Here is an 18,552-nt window from a genome sequence, read left to right as displayed (position 1 = left end):
CGCCTGGTGCGCCAGGGGACTGTGGTGGGTGCTGGGGAGGGTCGCCGCCGGGGTCGGCGCGGTCCTGTACTGGACCGGTCGGGTGCTGTTCGTCCTGCCGGCGCTCGCGCTGTGGCGGTGGGTGCTCGTGCCCCTCGGGCGCGTCCTGGCCGTCGTCGGGCGGGAGGTCGCCGACGCCTTCGGGCACGCCTGGCGGGTCGCGGGGCGGATCTCGCTCGCCGCCGGACGGTTCCTGGCGGCCCTCTTCCGGTGGATCTTCGTGCAACCCCTGCGCTGGGTGTACCGCACGGTGCTCACGCCGGTCGGGCACGTCGTGCGGGACACCGTGCTGCGCCCCGCGGCCCGGGCCGCGCGCCGTGTGGGCCGGGCCGGCCGGGAGGCGTTCGCCGCCGCCCGTGACATCGCCCGGCAGACCCGCGCCGACCTGCGCAGGGCGCTCTTCGGGGAACCCCGGCCGCCTGCCCGGCGGGAACCTGTGGCGGCCGGGGCGCGTACTCTAGACGGAAGGACCGAGCGCGTGTCCCCGCCGACCCGGGAGTGATCCGGTGCCGGCCCCGCGCGCCACGGACCGTCCGCCGTACACGAGGAGAAGTTCCACTGGGCAAGCGACAGCCCGAAGGCCCGCCGCCTGCACCCGCGGTGCAGCGCATCCGACTGCGCTACACCAAGCGCGGCCGCCTCCGGTTCACCAGCCACCGTGACTTCCAGCGCGCCTTCGAACGTGCGTTGCGCCGTGCCGAGGTGCCGATGGCGTACTCGGCGGGGTTCACTCCGCACCCGAAGGTGTCCTACGCCAATGCCGCACCCACCGGCACGGGCAGTGAGGCGGAGTACCTGGAAATCGCGCTCGCCGCGCCCCGCGATCCGGAGCGCCTGCGCGTGCTGCTCGACGAGTCGCTGCCCACCGGGCTGGACATCGTCGAGGCGGTCGAGGCCCGTACGCCGGGACTCGCCGACCGGCTGACCGCTTCCGTGTGGGAGCTGCGGCTGGACGGTGTCGACCCGGCCGAGGCCGCACGCGCGGTCGCGGCGTTCAACGGCGCCGAGGCCGTCGAGGTGCAGCGCCTGACCAAGAACGGCATGCGCACCTTCGACGCCCGGTCCGCGGTCGTGGGCCTGGAGAGTGTGCAAACGCATGATTCGGCAGCTGATGGGCCGAGTGACCAGCCCTGTGCGATACTGCGGCTGGTTGTTCGGCACGTGACGCCTGCCGTACGACCCGACGACGTCCTGTCCGGTCTCCGCGCCGTGGCCGACCTGGCGCCGCCGGTCCCCGCAGCGGTGACCAGGCTGGCGCAGGGGCTGTTCGATGAAGAGACCGGCACGGTGACCGACCCACTCGCGCCCGACCGCGAGGCAGACATGGCCGCCCCGGCCGATTCAGTGGGGGCCGCCACCGCTGCCGCCGCGAAGGCGCCGGCGTAGGGACGGTTCCGCGCAGGGATGGACGTCGAAGCGCCGCCCTCGTACTCGGGAGCCACCTGGGTCGGGCAGCGCACCGACCAGAAGACTTTCGCCAGGCCGTGCACGACAAGGCGTACGGAACCGGCGAGACAGGACACAGAGAGCTCCCGTGCGGCGCCCGCGCCCCGGACGACGGCCATCGCGCACCGCGCGGGCCGTGGACGTCAACGGTGTTCGATCGACATGATCGGCGCCGGACCAACCGGACCAGGCGCGGCGCCCGGGAGCCTGACGGGAGATACGCCCGCATGCTCGAACCGATCGAACCCGCCGAGGGTTCCGAAGAACTGAACACTCCCAGCGACACCCTGCCGCCGCGCCGTCGGCGCCGTGCCGCGTCCCGCCCGGCGGGCCCGCCCGCCGCCGCGGCCGACGGGACACCGGCCGAGATCACGGCACCGGCCGTGCCGCCGGCCGAGTCCGCGAAGGTCGCGGAGGAGGCTGCCGAGGCCGCTGTTGCCGGTGCTGAGGCGGAGGAAGAGGCGGTGGCCGCCGCCGTCGTGGAGGAGCCCGCGCCCGCACGTCGTGCGCGCCGCCGGGTCTCCGTGCCCGCCGGGACTCCGAAGGCCGCTCAGGGCGAGTCCGCCGCCGAGACCGTCGTGCCGGTGGTCGCCGCCGACGAGGCGCCGGACGGGTCCGGCGAGGCCGCCATCGAGGTTCCCGCCGGGTCCGTCGAGGTCGGCGAGGCCGCCGCTCCACGGCGTACCCGCCGGCGTGCCACGCGCAGCGTGTCCGCGCCCGCCGCGGTCGTACCGGCCGCGAGCGCGCAGACCACGGAGACCGCAGAGGCCACAGAGGCCACAGAGGCCACAGAGGCCGCGGACCAGCAGGTCACCGCTGAGCCCACCGCTCGTACGAGGCGTCGTGCGACCCGGCGGGCGTCGGCGTCTGCCGGTGCGCCGGTGTCCGCCGAGGCGGCCGAGAGCCCGGAGGCCGCGGTGAGCGCCGAGCCCGAGGCGGCTGCCGAGGGTGAGTCCGCTGCCGAGGCGGTGGAGGAGGCGGCTCCGCGCCGTGCGCGCCGTCGTACCACGCGCAGCGTGTCCGCGTCCGCCGCCTCGCCCACGGGTGAGACCGGAGCCGAGACCGGCGCCCCCGCCGAAGAGCCCGCGCCGCAGGCGCCCGCACCTGTTGCCGAGTCCGCCCCCCAGGCCGCTGCCGAGGCGCCCGCCGAGGAGGCCGGGGCGCGGCGCACCCGCCGTCGGGCCGTGCGGCGTGCCGCGACCGGGTTCTCCGAGCCCGCCGTTCAGCCCGCCGCTGCGGAGACCCCGGCCGCCGAGGGCGGGGCCACGCGCCGGCCCGCGCGGCCCGCCGTCGCCGTGTTCCAGCCGCCGGTCTTCACCGAGCCGAGGTTCCAGACCCCGGAGCGGGCGGCCGTCGCCGCGGCCGTCGAGGCCGCGGCGGGCGAGGAGCACCCGGAGGACCAGGTCGACCAGGTCGAGCAGGCCGAGCAGGCCGAGCAGGCCGAGCAGGCCGAGCAGGCCGAGCAGGCTGAGCAGGGCGGTTCGCGGCGCCGCCGCCGTCGCCGGGGTTCCGGCTACGGCGAGGAGTCCGAGGTCCGGGAGGCCGAGGCCGCCGACGAGTCCATCGAGTCCGCCGAGTCCGCCGAGGAAGAGGCGGAGGAGGCCGAGGACGCCGTCGAGGACGAGGAGGGCGAGGAGACCGGCTCCCGTCGCCGTCGCCGTCGCGGTGGCCGGCGCCGCCGCCGGGGCGAGTCCGCCGAGACCGGCGGTGACGAGGAGTCGGAGGAGACCGACGAACTCGCTTCCGAGCAGGCCGCGCAGGACGCCGAGGACACCGCCGAGCAGCTCGAGGAGGACGACGAGGAGGCTCACGCCGCGGAGTCGGCCGAGGACGGCGAGGGACAGTCGGCCGACGTGGGCGGCGGCTCCAGCAGCAGCCGTCGCCGTCGTCGCCGCCGTCGCCGGGCCGGTGACACCGCCCCCGACGCCGAGCCGTCCGCCGACGACCCCGAGCGCACCGTCGTCAAGGTCCGCGAACCGCGCAAGCCCGCCGAGCCCTCCGACGAGGTGCAGTCCATCAAGGGCTCGACCCGGCTGGAGGCCAAGAAGCAGCGCCGCAGGGAAGGCCGTGAACAGGGGCGCCGACGCGTTCCGATCATCACCGAGGCCGAGTTCCTGGCCCGCCGCGAGGCCGTCGAGCGTGTGATGGTCGTACGGCAGTACGGCGACCGTACGCAGATCGGCGTCCTGGAGGACGGCGTGCTCGTCGAGCACTACGTCAACAAGGAGCAGGCGGTCTCGTACGTCGGCAACGTCTACCTCGGCAAGGTGCAGAACGTGCTGCCGTCGATGGAGGCCGCCTTCATCGACATCGGCAAGGGCCGCAACGCCGTGCTGTACGCGGGCGAGGTCAACTTCGAGGCGCTGGGCATGGCCAACGGCCCACGCCGTATCGAGTCCGCCCTGAAGTCCGGGCAGTCCGTGCTCGTGCAGGTCACCAAGGACCCCATCGGGCACAAGGGCGCCCGCCTGACCAGCCAGGTCTCCCTCCCGGGCCGTTACCTCGTGTACGTCCCCGAGGGCTCGATGACCGGCATCAGCCGCAAGCTGCCCGACACCGAGCGGGCCCGGCTGAAGAGCATCCTCAAGAAGATCGTCCCCGAGGACGCGGGCGTCATCGTGCGCACCGCCGCCGAGGGCGCGAGCGAGGACGAGCTGCGCCGGGACGTCGAACGGCTGCAGGCGCAGTGGGAGGGCATCCAGAAGAAGGCCAAGAACGGCGGCGCGCCGACGCTGCTGTACGGCGAGCCGGACATGACCGTCCGGGTCGTGCGCGACATCTTCAACGAGGACTTCTCCAAGGTCGTCGTCAGCGGTGACGAGGCGTGGGAGACCGTTCACGGGTACGTCTCGCACGTCGCCCCGGACCTCGCCCCGCGCCTGCAGCGCTGGACGAGCGAGGTCGACGTCTTCGCGACGTACCGGATCGACGAGCAGCTCGCCAAGGCCCTGGACCGCAAGGTCTGGCTGCCCAGCGGCGGTTCGCTGGTGATCGACCGGACCGAGGCGATGGTCGTCGTCGACGTCAACACCGGCAAGTTCACCGGCCAGGGCGGCAACCTGGAGGAGACGGTCACCAGGAACAACCTGGAGGCGGCCGAGGAGATCGTGCGCCAGCTGCGGCTGCGCGACCTCGGCGGCATCATCGTGATCGACTTCATCGACATGGTGCTGGAGTCCAACCGCGACCTGGTGCTGCGCCGCCTGCTGGAGTGCCTGGGCCGCGACCGTACGAAGCACCAGGTGGCCGAGGTGACCTCGCTGGGCCTGGTGCAGATGACCCGCAAGCGGGTCGGCCAGGGCCTGCTGGAGTCGTTCTCCGAGACCTGCGTCCACTGCAACGGCCGCGGCGTCATCGTCCACCTGGACCAGGCGAGCGCCGCCGGGAGCAAGCGCCGCAAGCGCGCCCGCGCCGGTGCCGAGCAGCCGCACGAGCACGAGGCCGTGGCGGCCCAGGCCGCCGCCCGGACCGCCGAGGAGGAGGCGGAGACCGAGGCGGAGGTCGCCGCCGAGGTCGCCGAGCCGGTCGCCCTGCCCGCGCCCGGGATCGCCCCGGACGAGGAGCTGTACAGCAGCGTCGCCGAGGCGGAGGCCGCGGCGAGCCGGGGCCGTTCGCGGCGCCGCGCGAGCCGGCGGGTGTCCGCTCCGGCGGGCGCGCCGAAGGCTCACGCCGACGGTGCCGCCCCGGCTCCCACGGCTCAGGGCGTCACGGCGGCCGAGGAGGCCGCGCGCCCGGTGCTCCAGGAGTCGGCCGAACAGGCGCAGGCCGAGCCGGCGGCCGTCGAGGACGCGGTCGTCCCGGCGCCCCCGGCCGAGACCCCGGCTGCCGAAGAAGCCGCTCCCAAGGCCCGTACGCGCCGCCGCGCGACCCGCAAGGTGTCCGCGCCGGCCGTGTCCTCGGGGGCGGTCGGCGCGGTGGCCTTGCGCACGGCGCGGCGGCCGAGCCCGCGGAACCGGTCGCCGAGGCCTTCGAGCAGGCTGAAGCCGAAGCCGCCGGGGCTCCCGAGCCGGTGGAGGCCGAAGGCGCCGAGGAGGCCGCCCCGGCCAAGAAGACGGCCCGCAAGGCCGCCAAGAAGGCCACGGCGAAGAAGGCCGCCACGAAGAAGACGGCGGCCAAGAAGACCGCCGCGAAGAAGGCGACGGCGAAGAAGGCCACGGCCAAGAAGGCGGCGAAGACCGCCAAGACGGCCACGGCCGCGAAGAAGTCCGCGTCGAAGAAGACCGCGGCGGCCGAGCAGTCGTCGCCGTCCGTCTCGGCCTCGGCGGAGGACTGACCGGCTCGTACCGCGCGGGGCGCCGACGGACCGACGGTCCGTCGGCGCCCCGCGTTCGCGTGTTGTACGTCGCTACTTTGTTGGGTGAAGGAAAGGTGGGCCGAAAAGAGCAAGGAGTGAGCCACGATTGACTCTGAAAACGGATGTAGATGTATGGGGATTCTGCTTCCAGTCCGTTCACAGTATTGAGACGCAATACGTGAAGGCTCTCGTGCTCTCCGGAAGAGCGGGCACCCGTCTCCGGCCGATCACCCACACCTCGGCGGCTGAACCGTTCCCGCCCCGGTTTGACCGGCCGGTGCATGCCCCGTAACCTTGACCGTCGGCGTGGCCTCTGTGCCCGCCCCATCCCCGTAAACCTCATCCTTCCGGACACAGGCCGTGACCGGGAGAGGTCACCCGCTGTGCCGGGTGGCTGGCCTGCGGGGGTGCCGTCCCGAGCGAGAGAGTGAGATCCGCGTGTACGCCATCGTGCGCAGCGGTGGTCGCCAGCACAAGGTTGCTGTCGGCGACATCGTTGAGGTTGACAAGATTTCCACTGCCAAGGTGGGCGACACGGTCGAGCTCTCGACCCTGCTCGTCGTCGACGGCGACTCCGTGACCAGCGACCCGTGGGTGCTGGCCGGCATCAAGGTCCAGGCCGAGGTCGTGGACCACCACAAGGGCCAGAAGATCGACATTCTGCGCTACAAGAACAAGACCGGCTACCGCCGTCGGCAGGGCCACCGCCAGCAGTACACGGCGATCAAGGTCACGTCGATCCCCGCGGCCGCGAAGTAAGGGACTGAGGAGACATGGCACACAAGAAGGGCGCATCGTCCACCCGGAACGGTCGCGACTCCAATGCCCAGCGGCTCGGCGTGAAGCGCTTCGGCGGTCAGGTCGTCAACGCGGGTGAGATCCTGGTCCGCCAGCGCGGCACCCACTTCCACCCGGGCGCCGGCGTCGGCCGGGGCGGCGACGACACGCTGTTCGCGCTCCAGGCCGGTGCGGTGGAGTTCGGCACCAGCCGCGGCCGCAAGGTCGTGAACATCGTTCCGGTCGCCTGACCGGAAGCTTTCGCGAGGCGGACCTCACTTCCCCGGCGGGAAGGCGGGTCCGCCTTTCGCGTGTTACGCAGTCACCACATCCGTACGTTTCGCAGTGCTGGAGGCACCACCATGACCACCTTCGTGGACCGCGTCGAACTCCACGTCGCCGCGGGTAACGGAGGCCACGGCTGTGCCTCCGTGCATCGTGAGAAGTTCAAGCCGCTGGGCGGCCCGGACGGCGGCAACGGCGGGCGCGGCGGGGACGTGATCCTCACCGTGGACCAGTCCGTCACCACGCTGCTGGAGTACCACCACTCGCCGCACCGCAAGGCCACCAACGGCAAGCCCGGCGAGGGCGGCAACCGCAGCGGCAAGGACGGGCAGGACCTCGTCCTCGCCGTGCCCGACGGCACCGTCGTCCTCGACAAGGCCGGCAACGTCCTCGCCGACCTCGTCGGACACGGCACCTCGTACGTCGCCGCCCAGGGCGGCCGGGGCGGCCTCGGCAACGCGGCGCTGGCCTCCGCCCGGCGCAAGGCGCCCGGCTTCGCGCTGCTGGGGGAGCCGGGGGACCTGCAGGACATCGTCCTGGAGCTGAAGACCGTCGCCGACGTGGCCCTGGTCGGCTACCCGAGCGCCGGCAAGTCCTCCCTCATCTCCGTCCTCTCCGCCGCCAAGCCGAAGATCGCGGACTATCCCTTCACCACCCTCGTGCCCAACCTGGGCGTGGTGACGGCCGGTTCGACCGTCTACACCATCGCCGACGTCCCCGGTCTCATCCCGGGCGCCAGCCAGGGCAAGGGGCTGGGGCTTGAGTTCCTGCGCCATGTGGAGCGGTGCAGCGTGCTCGTGCACGTGCTGGACACGGCCACCCTGGAGTCCGACCGGGACCCGGTCTCCGACCTCGGCGTCATCGAGGAGGAGCTGCGGCAGTACGGCGGCCTCGGCAACCGCCCCCGCATCGTCGTCCTGAACAAGACCGACGTCCCCGACGGCAAGGACCTCGCCGAGATGGTCCGCCCCGACCTGGAGGCGCGCGGCTACCGCGTCTTCGAGGTGTCGGCGGTCGCGCACATCGGGCTCAAGGAGCTGTCGTACGCGCTGGCCGACCTGGTCGCCAAGGCGCGTGCCGCACGGCCGAAGGAGGAGGCGACCCGTATCGTCATCCGGCCGAAGGCGGTCGACGACGCGGGCTTCACCGTCACCCGCGAGGACGACGGGCTCTTCCGCGTGCGGGGCGAGAAGCCCGAACGCTGGGTGCGGCAGACCGACTTCAACAACGACGAAGCCGTCGGTTACCTCGCCGACCGCCTCAACCGCCTCGGTGTGGAGCAGGAGTTGATGAAGGCCGGCGCCCGGGCCGGTGACGGCGTCGCCATCGGGCCCGAGGACAACGCGGTCGTCTTCGACTGGGAGCCGTCGGTCACGGCGGGCGCGGAGATGCTCGGTCGCCGCGGCGAGGACCACCGATTCGAGGCGCCGCGTCCTGCCGCCCAGCGCCGCCGCGACCGCCAGGCGGAACGCGACGACGCCCAGCACGAGTACGACGGCTTCGAGTCCTTCTAGGAGCTGGTGCCCGCGGACGGTCGTGGGGGTCGTGGGTGTGGGTGATGTCGTTGCCGTCCACACCCGAACGGCATCCGGACCCTCGGCCTGGTGGCCGGGAAACATGCGACGAGGGACGCGGCCGACGGGTGGTTGGTCCTTCGACGCGGTGTGTCCGCGGTGGTGATCGTAGGTGTGCAGCCGGCCGGGGAAGGCGTCGCGTCGTTTGCTGCTCGTTGCGGTAGGGGTGGGCGCAGGCCCGTTCGTCGAGCAGGGTGCGGTTGAAGCGTTCAGCCTTGCCGTTGCTTCGGGGCCGGTAGGGCCGGGTGCGCTTGTGAGCGATCCCGGTCGCAGTCGCGGGTCGCGCCAGTCGCATGAGCGGTAGCAGGAGCCGTTGTCGGTCAGCACCCGCTCGACGGTGACAGCGGCTTGGGTGAAGAAGGTCTGGGCCCGCTGCCAGAAGGCGGTGGCGGTCTCCTTTCTTCTCGTCGGTGAGGATCTTGCTGCAGGCCGGGCGGGAGTGGTCGTCGACGGCGGTGTGCAGATAGCCGTAGCCGGCGTTCGAGCGGGTTTTGCGGCCTGCTTGCCGGCCGAGGACCTGAGCCCGCCGCCGTCGGGGAATACTGCCGAGCTTCTTGATGTCGACGTGGACCGGTTCGCCGGGCTTCTCGCGTTCGTAGCGGCGCATGACGCGGCCGGTGGCCCGGTTCAGGTGAGTGAGGCGGGCCAGGCCGTAGCGGGTCAGGACGCGGTGCGCGGTGGAGGGCACCAGGTGCAGCAGGTGCAGCAGGTGCAGCAGGTGCGCGAACCGTATCGCCGGTAGCGGTCGGCCCACCGGTGGGCCGTGGCCGGCGAGACCTGGAAGCGTTCGGCCGCCCGGCGCAGGGTCCGGCCGTCCTCGACGATGCAGCGGGCCAGTCGCGGACGGCCGGTCTCGGTCAGGGGCGCATTGCGGTGGGGCACAAGGGCCTTTCCGTCGTGCGGCGTAGATGTCGCAATCCACACCGAGTCAGGAGGCCCTCATCCTTTTCAAGATCCGCCAGTCGAGACCCGCGTCACCGACCTCCGTGGACAGAGCACCTGGATTACGTTGGACTTGAGCTGCGTGGCGCCAAATGCTTTCGATCCGGCAGCCGATGTTGTGGCCGGCCACCGGGTCGACCAGACAAATGCTCAGCAATAAGGTCATCTGGTAGCTTGAGCGCGGACACGCAGGCTGGAACGGAGGTACGAGGGGCTGGTCCGACCTGACCCGGTCGAGGGCACACCCTCAGACACGATGCTGCAACTGCACAAGCTCGAGCGTTACAAGGACGATCAGGGAAATCGGATCGTCTACGACGGCGAGATCCGTGAGGACAAGATCGATATCCGGTTCAAGGGATCGAACAACACACTCACCATCAGCCCCAAGGCGGATATCAGGGATCTGCTCGTCACCTTCTCGGGAGACAACGGACAGATCGAGATCGGTCCGACCACGAAGAAGCGTGCAGGGCTCCGCTTCGAGCTGCGTTGCGGGCACGAGTCCCGGATCCGGATCGGCGAGAACGTGGGCTGCGCCGGCCGCACCTTCATCTCCGCCGTCGAAGGTGTGTCGGTGTCGATCGGTGACGACGTGATGTTCGCCAAGAACATCGAGGTGCGTGGCGACGATACCCACCCGATCTTCGACGTGCGCACCGAGAAGCGCGTGAACCCGTCCCAGTCGATCGTCGTGGGCGAGCACGTCTGGATCGCGAAGCACGCGGTCGTGATGGGCGGCGTCACCATCGGCAACGGCTCGGTGATCGGCTTCCGCAGCATCGTCACCTCGTCCATTCCGAACAACTGCGTCGCGGTGGGAGCACCGGCGCGCGTGGTGCGGCGGGACATCGCCTGGGAGCGCCCCGAGGTCGTGCCACGCCGCCCGAATGAGCGGTATCCGCGCAAGGGAGAGAAGTCCCCGCAGTACTGGAACCTCACCGATGACGCGGCGATCCCAGGGAATCCGACGGCGACGGCGACGGCGACGGCGACGGTGCGGCCGCGGTCCGAGATGCGACGGCGGCTGGCCCGATACCTCCCGGCACCGGTGCGGCGGCTGGCCCGGAAACTTCTGTCCTCCTGAAGAGCCTGACGCAACCGTCAACCACGGCAGCCGTCTCCGCGTCCACGCTGTTCCGGACGCCGGATGACATCGACTCGGTAGCAGATCACCCCGGCACGGACGAAGATCCGTGCCGGGGTGATCTGCTACCGGGCAGTTCCCGTACATACGCTGCGACAGCACGCCGACGGTCGACTCCAGATGGGTCACCATGCGGTTCAGCCCGACTGGCAGGTCGACCACCGGGCGCCAGCCGAGGGCTGCCAGCCGCGCGCTGTCCAGGCCCTGCTTCTTGGTCAGGCTGTAGGAGCGCGCGTCGGACTCGTTGCTGAACCGCAGTCGGAGCCCGCGCTCCGGGCGCACCTCGGTGAACAGCTCCGCCAGACGCCGGATGGAGACCAAACCGGACGGGTCAGCGACGTTGTAGGCCTTCTGGTCACCGCGGAGCAGCGTATAGAACAGTCCTGCGATGGCGTCAGCCACGTAGGTGTAGGTCCGCACGCCGGAACCGTCGCTGTTGAGCACGATGTCCTTGCCGGCCACCACGTTCGCTGCGAAGTCGGCCTGCACTCGCCCGTCGTCGAGCGCCATCCCCGGCCCGTAGATGTGACCGAACCTGACGACGCGACAGTCGATGCCGTACTGTGCCTGGTAGCTCGCGCAGATCGTCTCCGCGGCGCGCTTGCCTTCGGCATAGCAGGCCCGCGGGTTGAGGATGTCGAAGCCGCCGTAACTCTGCTCGTCGATGAGCTCGGTCTCCGGAGGCTGGGCGCCGTAGACCTCCGCTGAGGACATCAGCACGAATCCGCAGCTGGCCTTCGCCACACAAAGGTCGAGCAAGTTGAAGGTGCCCAGCAGATTCGCCTTGATCGTCATGACCGGTTGGCTGCCGTGCAAGGCGGGCCGCGCGGCGCTCGCCCCGTGGATCACGTAGTCGACGGGGCCGGGCAGCTCGAGCGGAGTCGACACGTCCTGGACGATGAGGTGAAAGTCCGGGCGGTCGAGTACATCTGCGAGCAGACGCCTGGCCTTGTCCTCGTTCCGCACCAGACCGTGCACGGAGATGCCCAATCCGTGCCGATCATTCAGTGCGAGCAGGGTGTAGACGACGTACGACGGCAACATGCCGCTGGCGCCGGTGACCAGCACGGTGCAGCCGGAAAGCTCACTCCACGGCAGGTCACGGTCGAGGATCTCATCGAGGTCGTGCGCCACGACCGGACTGGAGACGGTGGTCACTGAACTCACGTACCTACGATCTGCTGATTCTCGATGATCTCGAAGAACGTCCGGCACAGGTAGAAATCCTCGGCCGTCGTGATCTTTATGTTCGAGCGGGGTCCGACCACCCGGTAGATCTTCTCACCGTACCGGTGCATGAGGGAGCACGAGTCGATGGTGTCGTGCTCGTCCTCGGCAACCGCCCGGTCGTACAGCGAGAGGATCTGGCCGAGCCGGAAGCTCTGCGGAGCCTGCGCGGCGTAGATGTGGTCGCGCGGGATCACATCGTCGATGTGCTCGTGCTCGCTCGACACCACGGTCTCGTTGAACTTGGTGCAGGTGATGGCGGAGCCGTGCTCCCGGACGGTCTCGATGTTGGCGCTGATCAGCTTCGCGTCGATCAGCGGTCGCACGCCGTCGTGAATCAGCACGATGGCGTCCTCGGGACAGTCCGCGGCGACCGTCTTGAGAGCGTTGTGCCGCGATTCCTGACCGGTCTTGCCACCGTCGACGACCCACCTGACCTTCTCGATCTCGTACCGCTTGAGCAGCTTCATCAGGTGCTGGCGGTATTCGGGGAGGATCGCGATGGCGATGCCGTCGATATCGGGGTGCGCCTCGAAGTGCTCAAGGGTGTGGATGATGATCGGCTTGCCGTGGATCTCCAGGAACTGCTTCGGGAGGGCGCGGGAGTTCATCCTCGTCCCGATGCCGCCGGCGAAAAGCAACGCAATGTTCACAGTTCATGCCTCCGACTGGTCGCTGAGCGGATGGTCGCCCACCGCCGTGTCGTCCGGGACGAGATCGAGCCACCGGCGATCGCCGCCCGTCTTTCTGTCATCGGGGTCGCCGAGCACCAGCCAGTCGATCACCCGGTCCGCCGAGTTGGTGTCGACGAAGTCGAAGTTCTCCCGCCGGAACTGCTCGACCTTGGAGGTGTCGAAGTCCTCGTCCTGAAGGGCCTTGAGCAGCTCGTCGAAGGTGACGCAGATCGTGCCGGGAGCGACGGAGTCGTAGTCGCGGTGGAATCCGCGGATCACCGAATAGGTGTCCTTGTCGTACGCGTAGAACAGGATCGGCCTGTCGAGCAGCGTGTACTCGTAGATGATGGACGAGTAGTCGGTGACGAGGACGTCGGTGACGTGCAGCAGGTCGTTGGTGTCCGGGAACGACGCGAAGTCCAGCAGCCGGTCCGAGTATTCCGCGGGAATCGGCACGGGATCCGTTATAAAGTGGTGCATCCGGAAGAGCACGACGTACTTGTCCCCGCAGACCTCGTGGAGCTTCGCGAAGTCGATGCGGTCGTAGTCGTAGTGCGCGTCGTCGATGTTCTTCCCGCGGAAGGTCGGCGCGAACAGCACGATCTTCTTGCCCTTGAGCTTCGGGTTGGCGGTGAAGAAGTCCTCGGTGACCTTGCTGGAACGTTCCTTGTCGAGGAACGTGTCGATGCGAGGCAGGCCGGTCGGCACGACCGCCGATTCCTCGATGCCGAACGCTTCGGCGTACACCGGCACAAGGTGCTGGGAGCCGGTGATCACGTAGGTGTACTTGCGGTGGGCGTTGGAAAGCTTCGGCGAACCGTATCGTCCGAATCGGCTGTAGCCGACCGACTTGAACCCGCTTCCGGCGTGCCAGAGCTGGATGATCTTGGTGTCCGGGGAAATGCCCAACTGCCCGAGAAGTCCGAAGTAGTCGTCCATCATCACGATGTCCGACGTCGCCAGCAAGTAGATGAGGCGGATCGTGCTCCACTTGTTGGCGGTGCTGGGTATTCGGAACGAATAGCGGAACGAGTACTTCTTGTCGAGGCCCCGTTCGATCATCCGGTCATGGACGCGTGCCAGGTTGCCGCCGAGGCCGGTGCGCATCTCGGAGGCGAACAGGATCCGGTTGCCGCGCGACCGGTACAGGCGGTGCGAGACCGAGTAGATGCGGTTGGCGAGCTTGCGGCGCCGGGCGCGCGGGAACACCCACAGTCCGATCCGCTGGCCGAGCGGCTTCTTCGGAGCATCCTTGTTCGGCTTGCTCGGCCCGCCGCTGCGGAACAACTGGTACGTCCGCATGAGGAACTCGGGGCTCTCGTCGTCGTCCGAGATTCCGAACGCGATCACGTACGCAGAGCGGTTGCGGTCGTAGAGGAAGGTACGGGAGTCAACGTCGAGGCGGTCCGTGGCCGTGAGGTCGAAGTCGGCGGCCGGCAACCGCTCCTCGCCGACGACCGGGACGATTCGCCAGGTGCCGTTGGGCACCTGGCGCCGGTCCTGGAAGTTGGTGACGTTGATCTGCAAGCAGTGCTTCTCGTCATCTATTTGCCGAGAGTTAACCGGGAACTCACGCTCACCATCGACAATCAGGAAACGGAGAGCACTAGGATCTCCAGAGAAGCCCGAGACGACCGCAGTGAGATTGAGGTGTACACGCTCCCAGGAAATCGCTGCTATTGAGCAACGTGCCATCGTCATCCTTCCGTCCGTGAAACCGCCGCGCAATCGTGGGGCCTGCGCGACGGCAACGGCGCCTGCCCGCGCCAGGTGGGGCGACCGTGGGAGCATAGCGCACGGAGTCACGGCAGCCATAAGCCGTGACAGGGGCCACCGTCCCAGCGCGGGCAGTTGAGTGGGCCATCAAGGGTATCGCGCGCCTTTCTCATCTCCGCCGCCCTCCTTACCGGCTCGCAGGTCCAGGCGCACGGTCATGCCCGGTGGTACGCCGACGGCCTGGCTCCAGCGGTAAGCCGGCTTTGCCCGGGCACTGGCCACGGGCGGTTGCGGCCCGTGGCCAACATCACCGGGGTATCACGCCACGCACGGGCGAGGCCGCCGGCCTGGCCTTCGGCCTCGCGCTCTGTCGGGAACGGCTGTGGGACCGCCTGGACGACGTCGTCCGCGAGCGTCTTGCGGAACGGCCGGCCCTGCCCTTGACGGAAACCTCGTCCACCCCCGGTCACCTGCAGAGGTGGGTGATCTGCCCTGGATCGGTGATCTCCTGGGGCAAGGGGTGCAACGGTCGGGCGCTCGCGATGCCCTGATGGGGCCGATGGCAGTGGTAGAACCGCTCGAGGTCCCGCAGAGCGCAGCAGCGGCAGAAGTGGCGCTGGTTCAGATCGACGTGCGGTCCAACAGCTCACGCCGGCACGTCCGCACCCAACGCTCCGTAATCGAGTTCCTTCTCGGCATCCGGACGCCGCTGAGCACGGCCTCGATGCCCGAGTCCTCCAGGTCCATGACGAGACTCTCGCGGCCTGGGCCACTGAGCCCGGAACCACCGGCCCGATGTCTGCGGGCAGTTTCCCGGGGAACGGAGAAGCGGCTTGCGACCCGTGGTGATGGGGTTTCTCCAGGACCGCATCAGGCACGATCGGCAAGGCACTTCCGAGATGCAGTCTCCCCATGCCGCAGCGGCGGTCTGATCCGCGTTCGACGACCCGAACCCGATCGCGTACGGCGGCCTGGAGCCGGTGGTCCGGCCCTTCACGCACGGGCACGTGAGGCAACTGCACGCTGTGGCACGCCGGTTCCTGCCCGAACTCGTCCGTCATGCCTCGCTGCTGCCCGGCGCGGACCAGGTCGCCCACGTGGACATCGATGACATCATCCGCCGCGCCTACGGCTACGCCAAGCAGGACGCCGGTTACGGATATGGCAAGGTCAAGGGCCTGAACGCGCTGTTCGGTATCGGCTCCGCACCCCTGGCCGCCCCGGTGACCGCCGCCACAAGGCTGCGCAAGGGGTCATCGAACTCCGCGTGCGGGGCGGCGGCGTTCGTCGCCGAGACCATCCGCACCGCCCGCGCCTGCGGCGCCAGGAGACTGCTGGTGATGCGCGCGACTCGACCTTCTACGGCGCAGATGTCGTCAACTCCTGCCGGGCGCTGGGCGCGCTTCTCCATCACCGTGCGGATGAACGCTTCCGTCAAGGCCGTCATCGCCCGCATCGATGAGGACGCCTGGACGCCGACCAAGTACCCCAAGGCGGTCTGGGGCGAGGAGGGCCAGCGCCGGATCTTCCATGCCGAGACAGCCGAGACCACCTACACCACCTTCACGTCCAAGCCGAGGCAGCAGCAGGACACCGCCCGACTGATGGGGCGCCGCGTCGAACGCCTGAGCGCTGAGGCCGTCCCCGCCGGACAGGGCACGCCGTTCGACACCTGGCGCTGCCACGCCGCGTTCACCGATTCCCGCTCTCCTTGAATGATGCCGAGCGTGGCCAACGGCACGCCGTCGTCCAGCAGATGATCGAGATGTCGAGAACAGCGCCTTCGTCCACGCGCCCTCAGGGCGCTTCCAGGTCAACGCCGCGTGGCCCGCCCTGGCAGTCCTGGCGCACCACCTGGCCCGCGCCACAGGTGCCCTGGCCGGCACGTTCCATGCCGGAGCGGCCACCGCCACCATCCGGGACCACCTGATCAAGGTGCCCGCCCGCCTGGTCCGCTCGGCACGCCACCTCACCCTGCACCTGACCGAACGCCGGCCATGGAGCACGGTCTTCACCCGGCTCTTCATCATCGTGCACGCGCCACCAGCACCCTGAGACTCGCCGGCCGATCTGCCCGAAAAGACCTGATACCTGGTGAAAAACGGTTTGGCTGCACGGCCCCGGCGGTTTCGTCGGCATCCCGGTGACCACCCGCCCCGCGTTCCACCGCTTCAAGGGCGTCGACCGTATCGGCGCCTTCCGTTACGAGGTGTCCACGGACGCGGAGAACGTGGCCCACGTGCCGGTGGCCCGGCGGCGGGCGTCGCCGACCGGAGGCGGCGCCCGGGCCGCGAGACGGGTCGCATCGTCACCCGGCAGCCGGGCCGGCTGCTGCGGCTGCTGTACTGGCTCACCCGCCCCGTGCTCGCCCGCCGCGACATCTGGCACCGGATCGCACAATCTGGACGAGTCGTCGCTGCGCGACAACGACGAGGCGATGCTCAGGCTGGAAGGGGCGGGGCCGCACGAGGCCTACCGTCAGAACTTCGAGAGCATGTTCGCCGTTGCGACCGCTCCCTGATGACGGCCCGGCCCCGCACCCGGGCGCTCCCCGCAGGACCTGACCCGCGCGCCTGACCCTCGGCCGCGGAAGTCGGACACGGCCCCTGCTGTCCGCAGCTTGGACCGATGCGCGGCGCACGGCCCCCTTCGCGTAGATTCGGGCAGGGCGGGCCGACCTACGCGAGGGGACAGACAGCAAGGTGGCAGGGGCAAGGCAGGCCGTGCACGAGGCCCGGAGGATCGTCGTCAAGGTGGGTTCCTCGTCGCTGACCACCGCGTCGGGGGGCCTGGACGCCGACCGCGTGGACGCGCTCGTCGACGTTCTCGGCAAGACGCGCAGCGGGGGGGAGAAGGAGATCGTCCTCGTCTCCTCCGGTGCCATCGCCGCCGGACTCGCCCCGCTGGGCCTGCGCCGCCGTCCCCGCGACCTCGCCCGCCAGCAGGCCGCGGCCAGCGTGGGCCAGGGCCTGCTCGTGGCCCGCTACACAGCCTCCTTCGCCCGCTATGGCATCCGCGTCGGCCAGGTCCTGCTGACCGGCGACGACACCAGTCGCCGCGCCCACCACCGCAACGCCTCCCGCACCCTGGACAAGCTGCTGGCGATGGGCGCCCTGCCGGTCGTCAACGAGAACGACACCGTCGCCACCGACGAGATCCGCTTCGGCGACAACGACCGGCTCGCCGCCCTCGTCGCCCACCTGGTCCACGCCGACCTGCTGGTGCTGCTGTCCGACGTGGACGGCCTCTACGACGGCGACCCGAGCAGGCCCGGCACCTCCCGGATAGCCGAGGTGCGGGGGCCCGAGGACCTGGCCGGAGTCGAGATCGGCAGCGCCGGCAAGGCAGGCGTCGGCACCGGCGGCATGGTCACCAAGGTCGAGGCGGCCCGGATCGCGGCCGCCGCCGGGATCCCCGTGGTGCTCACCAGCGCCGTCCACGCGGCCGACGCCCTGTCCGGCGGGGACACCGGCACCTACTTCCACCCCACCGGCAAGCGTTCCGCCGACCGGCTGCTGTGGCTGCAGCACGCCTCGACCCCCCAGGGCTCGCTCACCCTCGACGACGGCGCCGTCCACGCGGTCGTGGAGCGCCGCAAGTCGCTGCTGCCCGCCGGAATCGCCGCCGTGGAGGGCGAGTTCACCGCCGGTGACCCGGTCGAGCTGCGCGACGCGGCCGGGTGCGCGGTCGCCCGCGGGCTGGTCAACTTCGACGCCAGGGAGATCCCCCGGCTGATCGGCCGTTCGACCCGCGAACTGGCCCGCGAACTGGGACCGGCGTACGAACGCGAGGTCGTACACAGGGACGATCTGGTGATTCTGCGGCCGTAATGAGCCGAAACGTCCGGCGCCTGGGGCCCCGACGGCGGGGACGTTCCGCAAAACCGCCCCACGGAGCGCCACGGCCTGCTCCACTTTGTCTCAGGGACACATTCGGCACGAGCAGCACGAGCAGCACGAGCGAGAACCGGCGAGACGAGAGAGACGTGAAGGAGGCCGTCGTGAGACGAGTGCGCCCCGGGGCGGCGGTGTCCCGCGGTGGTCTGACGAGCGTGGCGGCCGGAGCCGGCTGCGAGGAGGCGCCCGACCTGCCCAGGCTGTGGCACGTCACCCTCAGCGTCTCCGGCGGGGAGGCTCCGCTGCAGGAGGTGCGGCGCGGCCTGGAACAGCTCGCCCACGACCATCCCTTCCTGCTGACCAGCCGCTACGCGCGCGACCACGCCGAGATCCGCTACTGGGAGGAGGCCCGCGACCTGCACGACGCGGCCGCCGTCGCCCTGCGCCTGTGGGGCGAGCACCGGCACAGCGCCAAGCTGCCGCCCTGGGAGATCGTCGGCCTGGAGGTCATCGACCGCGAGACCTACCACCAGCGACTCGCCGAGGGCCACGGTCCGCGGCCCGCGACGCCGGTGGGCGTTCACCCCTTCTGACC

11 protein-coding genes and 6 pseudogenes are annotated in these 18,552 nt (G+C 70.2%); 12 read left to right on the top strand and 5 right to left on the bottom strand.

Annotated elements, in window-relative coordinates:
* The 6 genes and pseudogenes from C1I97_RS12815 to obgE all read left to right on the top strand — a co-directional run.
* Window positions 1-541 (top strand): annotated as a pseudogene (locus C1I97_RS12815) (hypothetical protein); the annotation flags it as partial.
* A 98-nt stretch (window positions 542-639) separates the two neighbouring features.
* Entirely contained in the window at window positions 640-1,425 is a 786-nt protein-coding gene (locus tag C1I97_RS12810) for a TIGR03936 family radical SAM-associated protein (protein WP_111003338.1), read from the top strand.
* A gap of 287 nt (window positions 1,426-1,712) precedes the next feature.
* A pseudogene (locus tag C1I97_RS12805) lies at window positions 1,713-5,758 on the top strand (Rne/Rng family ribonuclease).
* 459 nt (window positions 5,759-6,217) lie between these two features.
* On the top strand, window positions 6,218-6,538 hold the full coding sequence (gene rplU / locus C1I97_RS12800; protein WP_030653874.1) for a 50S ribosomal protein L21: 321 nt from the start codon (window positions 6,218-6,220) through the stop codon (window positions 6,536-6,538).
* A 14-nt stretch (window positions 6,539-6,552) separates the two neighbouring features.
* Window positions 6,553-6,807 (top strand): 50S ribosomal protein L27, encoded by a 255-nt coding sequence (rpmA, locus tag C1I97_RS12795; protein WP_030051735.1) that lies wholly within the window; start codon window positions 6,553-6,555, stop codon window positions 6,805-6,807.
* A 111-nt stretch (window positions 6,808-6,918) separates the two neighbouring features.
* Window positions 6,919-8,355, top strand: coding sequence for a GTPase ObgE (gene obgE / locus C1I97_RS12790; protein ID WP_111003337.1), 1,437 nt, complete (start codon window positions 6,919-6,921; stop codon window positions 8,353-8,355).
* A 111-nt stretch (window positions 8,356-8,466) separates the two neighbouring features.
* Here the strand turns inward: obgE and C1I97_RS12785 are convergent.
* Window positions 8,467-9,297: pseudogene (locus C1I97_RS12785) on the bottom strand (DDE-type integrase/transposase/recombinase); the annotation flags it as partial.
* A 316-nt stretch (window positions 9,298-9,613) separates the two neighbouring features.
* On the opposite strand from C1I97_RS12785, the gene C1I97_RS42690 reads away from it, so the two are divergent.
* Window positions 9,614-10,444, top strand: coding sequence for an acyltransferase (locus tag C1I97_RS42690; protein WP_111003336.1), 831 nt, complete (start codon window positions 9,614-9,616; stop codon window positions 10,442-10,444).
* A gap of 396 nt (window positions 10,445-10,840) precedes the next feature.
* Here C1I97_RS42690 and C1I97_RS42685 read toward each other — a convergent pair.
* The 4 genes and pseudogenes from C1I97_RS42685 to C1I97_RS41390 all read right to left on the bottom strand — a co-directional run.
* Window positions 10,841-11,572: pseudogene (locus tag C1I97_RS42685) on the bottom strand (NAD-dependent epimerase/dehydratase family protein); the annotation flags it as partial.
* Between the two features lie 95 nt (window positions 11,573-11,667).
* Entirely contained in the window at window positions 11,668-12,384 is a 717-nt protein-coding gene (locus C1I97_RS12770) for an IspD/TarI family cytidylyltransferase (RefSeq protein ID WP_111003335.1), read from the bottom strand.
* Window positions 12,385-12,387: 3 nt separating this feature from the next.
* A complete protein-coding gene (locus C1I97_RS12765; RefSeq protein WP_258382539.1) occupies window positions 12,388-13,932 on the bottom strand; it encodes a CDP-glycerol glycerophosphotransferase family protein in 1,545 nt (514 codons plus the stop codon).
* Window positions 13,933-14,587: 655 nt separating this feature from the next.
* A pseudogene (locus tag C1I97_RS41390) lies at window positions 14,588-14,862 on the bottom strand (hypothetical protein); the annotation flags it as partial.
* Window positions 14,863-15,128: 266 nt separating this feature from the next.
* Here C1I97_RS41390 and C1I97_RS39855 point away from each other — a divergent pair.
* The 5 genes and pseudogenes from C1I97_RS39855 to C1I97_RS12730 all read left to right on the top strand — a co-directional run bounded on the left by C1I97_RS39855 (window position 15,129) and on the right by C1I97_RS12730 (window position 18,550).
* On the top strand, window positions 15,129-15,836 hold the full coding sequence (locus tag C1I97_RS39855) for a hypothetical protein (RefSeq protein ID WP_181446699.1): 708 nt from the start codon (window positions 15,129-15,131) through the stop codon (window positions 15,834-15,836).
* An 85-nt stretch (window positions 15,837-15,921) separates the two neighbouring features.
* A pseudogene (locus C1I97_RS12745) lies at window positions 15,922-16,176 on the top strand (transposase); the annotation flags it as partial.
* A gap of 88 nt (window positions 16,177-16,264) precedes the next feature.
* Complete coding sequence (locus C1I97_RS12740) at window positions 16,265-16,642, top strand: phosphatidylserine/phosphatidylglycerophosphate/cardiolipin synthase family protein (protein WP_111003330.1); 378 nt, start codon at window positions 16,265-16,267, stop codon at window positions 16,640-16,642.
* A gap of 202 nt (window positions 16,643-16,844) precedes the next feature.
* Window positions 16,845-17,951: a glutamate 5-kinase gene (proB, locus tag C1I97_RS12735; protein ID WP_111003329.1), complete on the top strand. Its 1,107-nt coding sequence runs from the start codon at window positions 16,845-16,847 to the stop codon at window positions 17,949-17,951.
* Between the two features lie 170 nt (window positions 17,952-18,121).
* The gene (locus C1I97_RS12730; RefSeq protein WP_111003339.1) at window positions 18,122-18,550 is read left to right on the top strand and encodes a hypothetical protein; all 429 of its coding nucleotides are present in this window, start codon (window positions 18,122-18,124) and stop codon (window positions 18,548-18,550) included.
* Window positions 18,551-18,552: the final 2 nt, after the last annotated feature.

Origin of the sequence: Streptomyces sp. NTH33 (assembly GCF_003236365.1) — a bacterium.
Classification (GTDB): domain Bacteria; phylum Actinomycetota; class Actinomycetes; order Streptomycetales; family Streptomycetaceae; genus Streptomyces.
Note: the sequence above shows the minus strand (reverse complement) of the source record. Positions and strands in the feature narration are given on the sequence as shown.

Bases quoted from the DNA above. Each gene is read 5' to 3' on its own strand.
- rpmA (WP_030051735.1), top strand. From the start codon at position 6,553: ATGGCACACAAGAAGGGCGCATCGTCCACCCGGAACGGTCGCGACTCC.
- obgE (WP_111003337.1), top strand. From the start codon at position 6,919: ATGACCACCTTCGTGGACCGCGTCGAACTCCACGTCGCCGCGGGTAAC.
- C1I97_RS42690 (WP_111003336.1), top strand. From the start codon at position 9,614: ATGCTGCAACTGCACAAGCTCGAGCGTTACAAGGACGATCAGGGAAAT.